Source organism: Tautonia sociabilis, from assembly GCF_003977685.1.
Lineage (GTDB): Bacteria > Planctomycetota > Planctomycetia > Isosphaerales > Isosphaeraceae > Tautonia > Tautonia sociabilis.
On sequence record NZ_RYZH01000091.1, the window covers coordinates 1 to 11817 of the forward strand.

Annotated in this window: 7 protein-coding genes; 2 read left to right on the forward strand and 5 right to left on the reverse strand. The window is 73.1% G+C overall.

Annotation, left to right across the window (positions count from 1 at the left end):
- Positions 1-1284, reverse strand: a 1284-nt coding sequence (gene xseA / locus TsocGM_RS24915) for an exodeoxyribonuclease VII large subunit (RefSeq protein WP_126728176.1), incomplete at its 3' end; no start/stop codon positions are given.
- A 525-nt stretch (positions 1285-1809) separates the two neighbouring features.
- Here xseA and TsocGM_RS24920 point away from each other — a divergent pair.
- Positions 1810-3552 (forward strand): ArnT family glycosyltransferase, encoded by a 1743-nt coding sequence (locus tag TsocGM_RS24920; RefSeq protein WP_126728177.1) that lies wholly within the window; start codon positions 1810-1812, stop codon positions 3550-3552.
- A 60-nt stretch (positions 3553-3612) separates the two neighbouring features.
- Here TsocGM_RS24920 and TsocGM_RS24925 read toward each other — a convergent pair whose 3' ends face one another.
- Together TsocGM_RS24925 and TsocGM_RS24930 are read right to left on the reverse strand one after the other, a co-directional pair.
- Positions 3613-4455 (reverse strand): hypothetical protein, encoded by an 843-nt coding sequence (locus TsocGM_RS24925; protein ID WP_126728178.1) that lies wholly within the window; start codon positions 4453-4455, stop codon positions 3613-3615.
- Positions 4456-4709: 254 nt separating this feature from the next.
- On the reverse strand, positions 4710-5297 hold the full coding sequence (locus TsocGM_RS24930) for a hypothetical protein (RefSeq protein WP_126728179.1): 588 nt from the start codon (positions 5295-5297) through the stop codon (positions 4710-4712).
- A 291-nt stretch (positions 5298-5588) separates the two neighbouring features.
- Between TsocGM_RS24930 and TsocGM_RS24935 the strand changes: the two genes are divergently transcribed.
- Complete coding sequence (locus tag TsocGM_RS24935) at positions 5589-8150, forward strand: S8 family serine peptidase (RefSeq protein ID WP_126728180.1); 2562 nt, start codon at positions 5589-5591, stop codon at positions 8148-8150.
- 118 nt (positions 8151-8268) lie between these two features.
- Here TsocGM_RS24935 and TsocGM_RS24940 read toward each other — a convergent pair whose 3' ends face one another.
- Complete coding sequence (locus TsocGM_RS24940) at positions 8269-9315, reverse strand: lysophospholipid acyltransferase family protein (RefSeq protein WP_126728181.1); 1047 nt, start codon at positions 9313-9315, stop codon at positions 8269-8271.
- Positions 9316-9701: 386 nt separating this feature from the next.
- Positions 9702-11513: an ArnT family glycosyltransferase gene (locus tag TsocGM_RS24945; RefSeq protein WP_126728182.1), complete on the reverse strand. Its 1812-nt coding sequence runs from the start codon at positions 11511-11513 to the stop codon at positions 9702-9704.
- Positions 11514-11817: the final 304 nt, after the last annotated feature.

An 11817-nucleotide genomic window follows, 5' to 3' on the forward strand; every position in this document is an offset into this window, starting at 1 on the left:
TCGGGGGGGCCGGGGGACGTCGGTCGGCTCGGAGGAGGGGGAGGCGGTCGCGTCGGCGGCGGGGGCGTCCGGCAGGGGGTCGGAGGGCTCGACTCGGCTGAGGATGGAGCCGGAGGCCAGTCGGGTGCGCAGGAGGGTGCCGGGAGCGACGTCGTCGGGGGATCGGACAACCCGGGAGTCTTCGAGACGCTGGGTGAGGCTGTAGCCTCGGGAGAGCACGGCCAGCGGGCTGAGGGCGTCGAGCTGGGCGGCAAGGGCAGCGAGGCGGTCCCGGCGGCGGTCGAGCAGGCGGGTGAGGGCCAGCTCGGCCCGGTCGGCCAGCGCCTCGACCCGGGAGCGGGCGTCGACGGCCCGGGAGGTCAGGGCGCGGGCCATCCGGGAGGCGATCGCGTCGAGCCGGGAGAGCACCTCCCGGGCGTCGGGCACGGCCTGCTCGGCGGCGCCGCTGGGCGTGGGCCCTCGGCAGTCGGCCACGAGGTCGGCGATGGTCGTGTCCGTCTCGTGGCCGACCCCGGTGATCACGGGGATCTCGGAGGAGGCGATCGCCCGGGCCACCACGTCCTCGTTGAACGCCCAGAGGTCTTCCAGGCTGCCGCCGCCTCGGGCCAGGAGGATGAGATCGACGCCGGAGACGCGGTTGGCCAGGGCAATGGCGGCGGCGATCTCCTCGGCCGCTCCCTGGCCCTGGACCTTGGCCGGGGCGATGAGCAGCTCGGCCGCCGGCCAGCGGCGGCCGACGACGGTGAGCACGTCCCGGACGGCGGCGCCGGTGGGGCTGCTGACGACGACGATGCGGGCCGGATAAGGGGGGAGAGGGCGTTTGCGGGCGGGGTTGAAGAGGCCCTCGGCACGGAGGCGGTCGCAGAGCTGTCGGAAGGCCAGTTCCAGCGGGCCGATCCCCTCCGGCTCGATCTTGCGGACGATGAGCTGATAGGCCCCCTGGGGAGGGTAGACGTCGAGGCCGCCCCAGGCGCGGACGGCCAGGCCGTTCTCCAGGTCGAAGGGGACCCGGGCGGCCTGGCGACGCCAGAGGACCGCTCGGATGCGGGCGCCCTCATCCTTGATGTCAAAGTAGACGTGGCCGGACCTGGGGCGGGAGAGGTTGGAGATCTCGCCGCAGACTCCGACGTCGGCGAAGCCGGTTTCGACGACTTCCTTGACCAGGGCGGTCAACTCCGAGACGGAGAGCAGCGGAGGACCGCCGGGCAGGCCGACGGCGGCTTCCTGCTCGATCGCGTCGGCATCGGGGTCGTGACCGAAGTCGAAGAAGGAAGGGCCGGGCATGGGGCGGCGGTCCCTGGCGGTCGGCGGTCGGGCGGGGCGGTCGCGGAGGGCCGTCGGGCGCCTCGGCCGGCGGCCGGGTCCCAGTGTACCGCCCCGGAGCGATCCGTCCCAGGTCGGTTGCTCGGCGAGGGAGACTCGGGTCGATCGGCCCGGCCCGAGCCGGCCCGGCCCGAGCCGGCCCGGCCCGGGCTGGTGGAGGGCGTTCGGGTCGAGGTCGGGGATCGGGGGCCGATGATGACTGGCCCGCGCTCCCCCGATCACGGTCGGGGCTCCGGTCCTGGCCCTCCGGCTGGTCGCGGAGGATGTCCTTTATTGATGTAAAGACGTGCTGGGAGCTTTGTCGAGTGTGTGAGGGGAGGCCGGCGCGTCGGGGCCGGATTGCTTCAAGCGGTCTGGCGACGGAACCGAAAAACGGGTTAGATTCCGGCCGGAGGGGAGGCGTCCGGCCACGTCTCCCCCGGATCGCGAGGGCGACGATCGGGCCCGGGCCTCCCCGCCCGCTCGGATCAGGCGAGGATCGTGGAGATGGATGTGACGGATCGCGCCGGGGGGGAGACGAGCCCGGGGGGGGCGGAGCCGGTCGCCTCACCGGGGAGGCTCTCGGGGCGGTCGCTGGCGCTGGTGGCGGCCTTCGGGTTGTCGATCTTGCTGGTGAATTTCGGCCGGCCCTGGGCGCTGACCTTCCACGAGGTGAACTTCGCCGAGCCCGCTCGGGAGTTCCTCCGGTCGGGGGACTGGCTGGTCCCCCGGATCATGGGGAAGCCGCTGTGGGACAAGCCTCCGCTGATGCACTGGGCGATCGCGGCGAGCATGGGGGTCTTCGGCACCGAGGCGGAGTGGGCCGCCCGGCTGCCGGCGGCGCTGTCGGCCTCGGCGACGGCTCTGGTCGTGGCCGTCTTGGCGGCGCGCTGGTTCGGGGAGCGGGCCGGCGTGCTGGCGGGCCTGGTGCAGTCGACCACGGTCTACGCCTTCATGCAGGGGAGGCTGGCGGAGGCCGACATGATGCTCTGCGCCGCGGTGACCGCGGCGATGGGGTGCTTCGCGGTTGCCTCGGGAGCGGGGGGAGAGCCGTCGCCGAGACGGCGCCGGCTCTGGGCGGTCGGCTACTTCGCGGCGGCGGGGCTGGCGTTCCTGGCGAAGGGGCCGATTGGCCCGGCGCTGGTGGCGGCCGGGAGCGGGCTGTTCGCGGCGGTCGAGCGGAGGAGCGGCCCCTGGCGGGTGCTGCTGGATCCGGTCGGCTGGGGGGTGATGCTCGCGATCGTCGTGGCCTGGCCGGCGGCGGCGGCCTGGCGGGAGCCGGGGCTGCCGGAGACCTGGTGGCGCCACAACGTCGAGCGGTTCAGCGGCCGGCTGTCGGGAGGCGGCAAGGACCCGTTCTTCTACCTGTACACGTCCGCCTGGCTGGCCTTGCCCTGGACGCCGATCGCGGCGCTGGGGGCGGTGGCCTGTCGGCGGGAGGGAACACGCCGCAGAGCGGGCCGGCTGCTGGGGAGCTGGGCCGTGGGGATGGGGCTTCTGCTGTCGCTCTCGGCGTGGAAGCACAAGCATTACATCATCCCGGCCTTGCCTCCGCTGTCGATTTGGGCGGCGGTGGGGCTGGAGCGGCTGGTGACCTCGCCGCTGGCCGCTCGCTGGAGCCGGCTCGGGTATGGTCTGGGAGCGGCGGCGCTCGGGGCGGTCGGGCTGGCGGCCGGGGTCGCGCTGACCGAGTCGGGGAAGGGGATCGAGGCGGCCGCCGCCCTGGTGGCGGGGCTGGCGGGATCGGGACTGGCGCTGGCGGCGGCCCTCCGGCGTCGGGGCCGTCCCGGAGCGGCGCTGGCGGCCGTGTTCGGAGCGGCCTGGGCCAGCTTCGTCGCGGTGCATTCGCTGGCGATGCCCGGCTTCGACGACTACCGAGGCCAGTCGGACCTGGCCCGTCGGATCGGCGGCGAGCTGCCCGAAGGGGCGGACCTGTCGGTCGTCGGCGTGCCCGACCCCCAGGTGAGCTACTACCTGCCGCTGCCGGTCCAGCATCATCCGGACGACCGCTCGCTGGCCGAGCGGCTGGCGGCGCTGCCCCCGGGCTCGAGGCCGGTTTTCGTCGTCGCTCCGCGGAAGATCCTGGGGGATCTGAAGGGACTGGGAGGGGTGCGGGTGCTGGGGGAAGCCGCGACGGTCCACCCGAGGAAGGGGGAGGAGGACCGGATGATCGCGGTTGAGCTGAGGCCGGATGGGGGGCGGATCGCGGGGATGGTCCGGGGGGGAGGGGACTCGGCGCGGAACCGGTGATCGCCTCGCCCCCGGGCCGAGTGGGGAGGCCCGGGGGCGAGGGGCCGCAGCGGTTTCCGATCAGCCGGCCCGGCGGCGACGGAGTCGGGCGACGGCGACCGGCCCGGCGACGAACCCGGCCAGCGCGAGCAGGGTGAGCGAGCCCGGCTCCGGGATGGCCTGGACGGTGATCCTCCCGTCGACCGAGAACTGACCGGAGACCAGCGCCCGGAAGTTCCGTAAGGCGTCGTCGGCGGTGGTCGGCGTGCCTCGGTTGTCCCGTTGGATGGTCGGGAACAGGGGGTTGAGGTCGAGCGTGACGCCTTCGGTGGTGGCCTGGGAGAAGTTCAGAAACGACGAGGAGAAGGTGATCGAGTCGCCGGCGGTGACGGAGACATCGGAGTTGCCCACCGTGCTGCCTTGGCGCCCGGACAGCTCACCGCCGACCAGGTCGGCGCGGAGCAGCAAATCCTGGCCCATGAAGGTCGAGGAGCGGCGGATGGTGATCGAGCCGGCGCCCAAGGTTTGAGTGAGGCGGGACCCGGAGGTGCTCACCCCGTTGAGAACCATCAGGTCGATTTCCAGCGTGGCGGCCTGGGGACCGAGCAGCGCCGCTGGCAGCAGACCGCTGAAGGCGGTGAACTGGAAGGTGATGGGGACAACCACCTTCGTGGTTCCCGTGCTCGTGGTGGTGATGAGCTGCTTGTTCGCCGTGCCGGTGCCGGAAAACCAGGTGTTGTAGATCGGCAGGCCGTTCGAATCGGTTCCCGCGACGGGGTCGAATTGGGCGAACCGGAAGGGGTCAGCCTGGGCCGGCCTGGACGCCGAGATCGCCAGCAACGCGGCGATCAGCGCGAGGCCGAGCCGGGCTCGGCGAACCAGCTTCCCGGCCGAGGACGGGGAAGTCGGGGTGGGTGTGGTCATCAGTGCAGGCTCCATGCGCTGTCCCGAGGAATCCGAGGACGACTGGTCCACGATCCCGGCGTTCCTCTCCGGGCGGAAACCCCCGGTGTCGCGTGAGGACCCGGCGAAGATCCCGTGGATCGGGGCCCATCATACACGAATCGCATTTCGTTTGTTGACGCTCTTTTTTCGTTTGGGCGGGAGCATGTTGCTTTTTTTCCTCAGCGGCGTGGAAACCGAGGGGAAGCAACCGGCGGGAGAAGGCGGGCTGGGGCTCAAAACGAGTCGAAGCGGAGCAGCTCGACCAGGCCATCGACCTCGGCGACCTCCTCGGCGAGGTCGGCGGGCAGGGGGTTGGGGGCCTGCTGGATGAGGCCGAGCAGGGCGTCCCACGCCTCGGCGGCGCGCTGGCAGGCGAGCTGGGCCTCTTCGGGGCGGTGCTGGAACATCCGGACCTCGGAGAGGCGGGCCTCGAAGAGCTGCCAGTGCCGGTCGATCGCGTCGGAGAGGGCGCGGAGCCGGAGGCGATCCGAGGGGGAGGGGGTCTGGCGGGGGATCAGGCGGCGGGGAGAGCCGGCCGGGGGGCCGAGCGTGGCGAACGACCGGGCCTCGCGCAGTCGGCTCCACTGGAGGACCTGGTGGATCCGGGAGGCGGCGCGGTCGACCTGGGCCCGGTCGAAGGGCAACTCGGCGGGGCGGTGGATGCAGACAATCACCGGGTCGGGGGGGATCACGCCCCCGCCTTGCTCCAGGACCGGCCGGGCGTAGTCGGGCTGAGGCCCGGGGGGCATCGGGGCCAGGAAGGTGATGCCGGGGGACTGGCCCAGCCAGAGCAGCGTTGGCAGGAACATCGAGGGCAGCATCGCGAGGACCTCCTCCTCGGCCGGAGCCCTCCCCGGCGACGAGGAGGGCCCCCGGGGCCCGGTCGTCCCCGAGGAGGCCCGGGCGACTGGCGAGACGTCATCGGAGCTATTCTACCCAATCGTTCTGGTTCGCTCCTCTTGACGAGCCGCGTTGGGCAGAGGCCGCACGCTGATGCCTCGGGAGGACGCTCCGGGGGCCGGGCGGTTGACAGGCAGGGTGAGGAACCTAGGGAGCAGGAGGAGGGCTCGAATGGGCGTGATCGGGACGGTCTGGTTTGGGGAGTCGCTGCGATGGGGGGTCGGACGCGCGGGGCGAGGGCGTCGGCGCGGGCGTTGACGGTCGAGGCGATGGAGGAGCGGCTCCCGCTGAGCGGGCTGGGGGCGGGTGTCCCGGTGCTGGAGGTGGACCCGGACTCGTACCATCCGGGGAGGATTGTGGTTGGGTCGATGGGAGGCTCGGGGGACGCGGCGAGCGGGGGGAGGGTGGTGGAGCTTCCCCCGGGGGTGAGCGTGCCCGAGGCGCTGGCCCGGATGCGGACGGCCCCGGGGATGTCCTATGCCGAGCCGGATTACGCGATCCGAGTGCGGAAGGTGCCCAACGACCCGAGCTTCGGGTCGCAGTACGGCTTGAGGAACACGGGGCAGTCGGGCGGCACCAGCGGGGCCGACATCGGCGCCGCGACGGCCTGGGACGTGACGACCGGCAGCGGCGAGGTGGTGGTGGCGGTGATCGACACCGGGGTCGACTACACCCATCCCGACCTGGCGGCGAACATCTGGACCAACGCGGGGGAGATCCCCGGCAACAACACGGACGACGACGGCAACGGCTTCGTCGACGACGTGAGGGGCTGGGACTTCTACGACGGGGACAACGACCCGATGGACGACGACGGCCACGGGACGCACGTGGCCGGGATCATCGGAGCGGTGGGGAACAACGGGGTCGGGGTGTCGGGGGTGAACTGGCAGGTCCGGCTGATGCCCGTGCGCTTCCTGGGCCCGCAGGGGGGCTTCACCAGTGACGCCGTGCGGGCGCTCAACTACGCGGTGGCCAACGGGGCGACGATCTCGAACAACAGTTGGGGAGGCGGCGGGTACAGCACCTCGCTCCGCAACGCGATCAGCAACGCCCAGCAGGCCGGGCACCTGTTCGTGGCCGCGGCGGGCAACGACGGGAGGAACACCGACTCGTCCCCGCACTACCCGTCGTCCTACGACCTGGACAACATCATCTCGGTGGCCGCCTCGAACCGGAACGACGCGCTGGCCGGCTTCTCGAACTTCGGGGAGACGACGGTCGACCTGGCGGCTCCCGGGGTGAGCATCCTGAGCACGACGCCGAACGGCTCGTACAGCTCCTACAGCGGCACGTCGATGGCCTCGCCCATGGTGGCCGGGGCGGCGGCGCTGATCAAGGCGAGGTTCCCGGACTGGACCTGGTCGCAGATCAAGGCGCAGTTGCTGGCGACGGTGGACCCGGATTCGGGGTTGTCGGGCCGGGTGGCGACGGGGGGCCGGCTGGACGTCGGCCGGGCGCTGACGGAGGGGGCGGCGGCGGTGACCCGGCCGCAGGTGAGCCAGTTGCTGCCGGGGGTGCCGGTGAGCGGCCCGGTGCGGGTGCTTCGCGTGGACTTCGCCGAGGCGATCGACCCTGAGAGCTTCACCGCGGCCGACGTGTCGGTGACCGCGCCGCTGACCCCCGGCTTCGCCGAGGGGACCCCGGTGACGGTGAAGAACGTGGTGCCGATCTCCGGGACCGGCGGCCGGGGGTATGCGGTGGTGATCGACGCGCAGAGCGCCGAGGGGACCTACGCCGTTTCGATCGGCCCGGAGATCGCCGACTCGGGCGGGCTGGCGATGGCGACGTCCTATTCGGGGAGCTTCACGATCCAGGATGTGAGGCCGCCGACGCTGGTTTCCGGCGCGCCGGAAGGAGCGACGTCCGGGCCGGTGGCGACGCTTCGGCTGACCTTCAGCGAGCGGATCGACGGCTCGACCGTCTCGACCGCCGATGTCTCGGTGACGGGGCCGTCGGGGGCGGTGGCGGTGCTGGCCGTCTCGCCGGTGGGAGGGTCGGACGGAGCGCGGTTCGACGTGACGATCGCCTCGCAGTCGGCCGAGGGGGACTACGCGGTGGCGGTCGGGCCGGCGATCTCGGACGCCAACGGGAACCCGATGGCCTCGGTTTCCCGGTTCGGGTTCACGATCGGGACGCCCAGGTCCCCGACGGTCTCGGCGATGATTCCGGGGGGCCTGGTCGTGGGGACGGTGCGGGTGGTGCGGATCACCTTCTCGGAGGTGATCGACCCGGACAGCTTCTCGACGGATGACATCTCCTACACCGGGCCGAACGGGCCGGTCGGGCCGATCCGGATTCGGCCGGTGTCGGGGTCGGGGGGCCGGCAGTTCGACCTGGTGACGGAGGCTCAGGAGACGCCGGGGGCGTACTCGGTGACGGTCGGGCCGGAGATCCGGGACCTGAGCGGCTCGGCGATGGTTTCGGCGTTCACCGGGGGCTTCGAGGTGGCCGACCGGTCGCCGCCGACGGTCGTCTCGGCCGTGCCGGGCTGGACGATCTCCGGCCCGATGCGGGTGGCCCGGGTGACGTTCGACCGGGCGATCGCGCCGAACAGCTTCGTGCCGGGGGTGGTCACCTTCACCGCGCCGGGAGGAGTCGTGGCGGTGCAGCGGATCCGCCCGGTGCAGGATTCGGGGGACACGCGGTTCGACATCATCGTGCCCACGCAGTCCGCCTCGGGATCGTACTCGGTGCGGCTGGGGACGGGCATCCGGAGCCGGTTCGGGACGGCGATGGAGCAGCCGTTCGAGTTCGGGTTCGCGATCCGGTGAGCGGGGGAGGGGGGCCGATGCGGGAGGGAGGCCGGCGGATGGCCGAGGGGAGGCGGATCCGCCTCCTGCCGACGGTCATCGACCCTCCCTCCGGCCGGCTGGCCTCGACGATCGGCCGTCAGCCATCGGCCATCAGCCATCGGCCTCCCCGGGAGCCGACGGCCCGGCGGGGGCGGTCGGAGGGCTCGGGGCCGAGGGAGGGGGGCCAGAGGAGGTGGGCAATGGCCTCGGCGGGCTCGGAGGAGATGGCGGATTCGAGGCGGGCGAGATAACGGTCGACGGCGGCCTGCTGGTCGCCTCGGCGGAGGGTCCAGGGGGGATCGATCGTCAGGCCGAAGCGGCCGCCGGGGCGGTGGACGCAGAGAATGGGGAGCACGGGGGCGCCGGTCAGGGCCGCCAGGTCGGCCCAGGCGGCCTGGTAGTTCGCCCGGAGGCCGAGCAACTGGCCGGGGCGGGAGCAGCCGGAGTCCCAGGCGACATCGCCGTTGAGGTAGACGGCCAGCCCGGCTCGGAGGGCGGCCCGGGAGCGCAGGACGCGGAGCACCCCCTCGCCGGGGGGCATCGTGCGGCGGAGGAAAAAGCCAGGCTGCGGGAGCAGGGCGCGAAGCGGGCCGGGGCCGGTGCCGGGGCCGGGGCCGGGGCCGGGGCGGTGAGGGTCGTCGGCGGTGCCGGCCAGGTCGAACCAGCGGGACAGCTCGGCCGAGACGTGCCGGGGGCGCTGGAGCATCGCCCGCAGCGGCACTCGGCGGCGGACCAGCCAGTGCAGCGCCGCGAGGTAGGCGCCGAAGTGGCCTCCCAGGAGGATCGCGCCGCGGCCCTCGGCCAGCGCCGTGTCGAGGTGCTCGACGCCCGAGGCGTCGAACCGGGAGAGGGCCTCCTGGTCGTCCAGCCCCTCCAGGGTGCAGTCTCGGGCGGCGAAGCGGGCGAGGTTGGCGGCCAGGGCGGATCGGCAGGCGTCGAGGTCCCAGTCGGCCCCGAGTGCCTCTCGGGCGATCGTGAGGCGGCGGTCGATCCGCTTGGCCCGGCCCGGGTGGGCCGCCAGCACTCGGCCGAGGGCCCCGAGCGCCGCGTCGCAGCGGGCCGGGCCGAGCTGTCGCAGCGCCGGCAGCGCGGCCTGGTAGAACCAGGGCTTCCAGCTCGTCAGGCAGCGGGGGATCGGCCGCACGGGGCACCTCGGCTGGGAGGGGGTGGATCCTGGTGCGAAGGGGGAGGAGGAACCTCGATCCGGGGGGAGGGCGGAGGCTCGGAGGCGGGTGGCGGCCGCGAGTCCGAGTGCCGCCGCCCTGGCCGAGCCGCTCCCGGTCTCGGGTCGCGACGCTCCGGGCCGTCATGTCCGGGGGAGGCCTGGGGAGCCGGCCGAGCCTCGGCTCCAGGGATCGTCGGCAGGTCGCTCGGGAGGTCTGTGGAGCATGGCGGAGGCCCGGGGAGATCGGGACCGGAGGATGGACCGGCTCACTCCCCTCCGCCGTCTTGCGTTCGCCATCGGCCGTCCACCCTCCGAGAGTCGGTCGTGGTCATCCCGAGCGTCGGGGAGATCGGGACCGAGGCCCCTCAGCGCCGGGAGGAGTCCGAGGGGCCGGAGGGGGCGGCGGAGGCGATCGAGCCGGGGGGGGCGACGTGGAGCAGGACGAGCTCGTTGCGGCCGAGGTCGGCCTCGCGGTAGACCTCGGTGGCGAGGCCGTCGAGCGCGGGGGCGAAGCGGTCGTAGACGCGATCTCGGATCAACAGATACTGCGACGTCCGGGAGGGATCGGCAATCCAGTCCAGGAGGACGGCCAGTTCGTTGCGGAGCCGCTGCTGGCGGTCCATGACGAGGGTGCCCTGGCGAGCCTCCTGGACCATGTCGTGGGCGTCGTTGGTCTGGGGCTGGCTGCCCGGGACGGGCTCGAGGACGCGGTCTCGGAGGTAGAACCAGAGGCCCTCGTCCAGCTCGTGGAAGAACATGACGGTCCCCTCGTCCTGGGGGAGCAGTCGGTCGAGGGTGGCGGCCAGCGGGCGGTGGCTCTGGGCGGCGAGCACCGGGCGGGCGATGGCGCCGTAGGCGATGAGCACGCCGCAGGAGACGGCCACGGCGATGGGGGCCAGCGCCGAGGCCTCGGCCCCTCGCCGCCAGGAAACGGCCGATCCGATCACGCCGATCGCCACCGCCGCCGCCAGGAGCGAGGCCGCGGCGAGGTGCTCCGGCTGGCGTTGCGCCACCACCACCGGGGCGGCGCAGGCGGCCACGAACAGCACCACCCAGAGGGACTGGAGCATCAGCCTCGGGCCGATCGCCCCGGAGCGGGCGTCTCGGGCCATCCGGATCCACTCCGAGCCGGCCAGCAGGGCCACGGCGGGCAGGCAGGGGACGTAGTAGTTCGGCTTGGCGACCGACCAGGTGCTGAACATGGCCAGGTTGGCGAACGCCCAGAGCCAGGCCAACCAGATCGTCGGCCGCTCGGCCCGGCCTCGGGCGGTGAAGGGGCGGACCAGGCCGACCAGGGCGAGCGGAGTCCAGGGCATCGCCATCCAGAACCACTCGGCGGCCAGCGGCATCCGCCAGTCGTGGTGCGCCACTCCGGCCGAGCCGACCTTCTGGCCAATCTCCAGCATCCAGACGCTCAGGGCGTCGAAGCGGGCGAGCACCACCGGCACCGGCCAGCAGAGGCAGAGGGCGGTCATCAGCAGCAGGCCCCGGCCGTCGGTCAGCGCCCGAAGGCCGGGGCGGAGACGCCGGGAAAGGGCGAGGTAGGGGAGGACGGTCAGGCCCACCAGCACCAGGACCACCGGCCCCTTGGTGAGGAAGCCCAGGCCGAGGGCCGCGTACATCGCCAGCGACCAGCCGCGAGGGCCGGGGTCCTCGGCCGGCGGGGCGAGGTCGGGGCCGATCCGGGAGCCGTGCAGGCGGCGCCAGGCGGCGTAGATGGCCAGTGTGGTGAACAGGGCGAGCGGGCCGTCGTTGCCGGCCTGGCGGTGCTCGGTGATGGCGTAAAAGGTGGAGCAGTAGGCCAGGCCGGAGGCGATGCCGACAGCCCGGCCGCCGAGCCGTCGGCCGAGCTCGTAGACCAGCAGCGCGACCGCCACGGCCGACAGCGCCGAGGGCAGCCGGACGATCGCCTCGTCGCTGCGTCCGGTGAGGATCATCAGCGAGGCGCTGGCCCACCGGGGCAGGGGAGGCTTCTCCAGCCGAGGGCGCCCCTGGATGTGGGCGATCAGCCATCGGCCATGCTCGACGGTGTCAAGGGCCTCGGCGGCGGCGCGCTGCTCGCGTTTGCCCCAGAGGTCGACGGCGCCGAGCAGGCCGGCGAAGGTCACCAGCGCCGAGGCGGCGAGCACCACCTCGGGCCAGTGCTCCCGGACCCAGCGCCCGAAACGATGCGGCATCGTGAGCAGCCCTCCCTGGCCGTCCCGGTTGTCGCCCCGGCCCGACGCCCGGCGTCGAGGCGAGGTGCGTGCCGGGCCCTGCTTCACCGGGACGATAGCCCAAGCCGCCCCGGGCGGCAAGCCGAACCGGCCGGCCAGGCGCCGGGGCCTCGGCCGCCGGGGCGATTCCGGCCGTCACGGCTCTGTCGCAAAGAGAGCCGAAATGGGGGTGGGCCCGGTTGACAGTTTCGATGGAAGGGGAGGCACCTTCGTGGTGGACTGGGTCACAGCGACAATCGCCAGCACCCCGAAGGGCCCCCCCGAT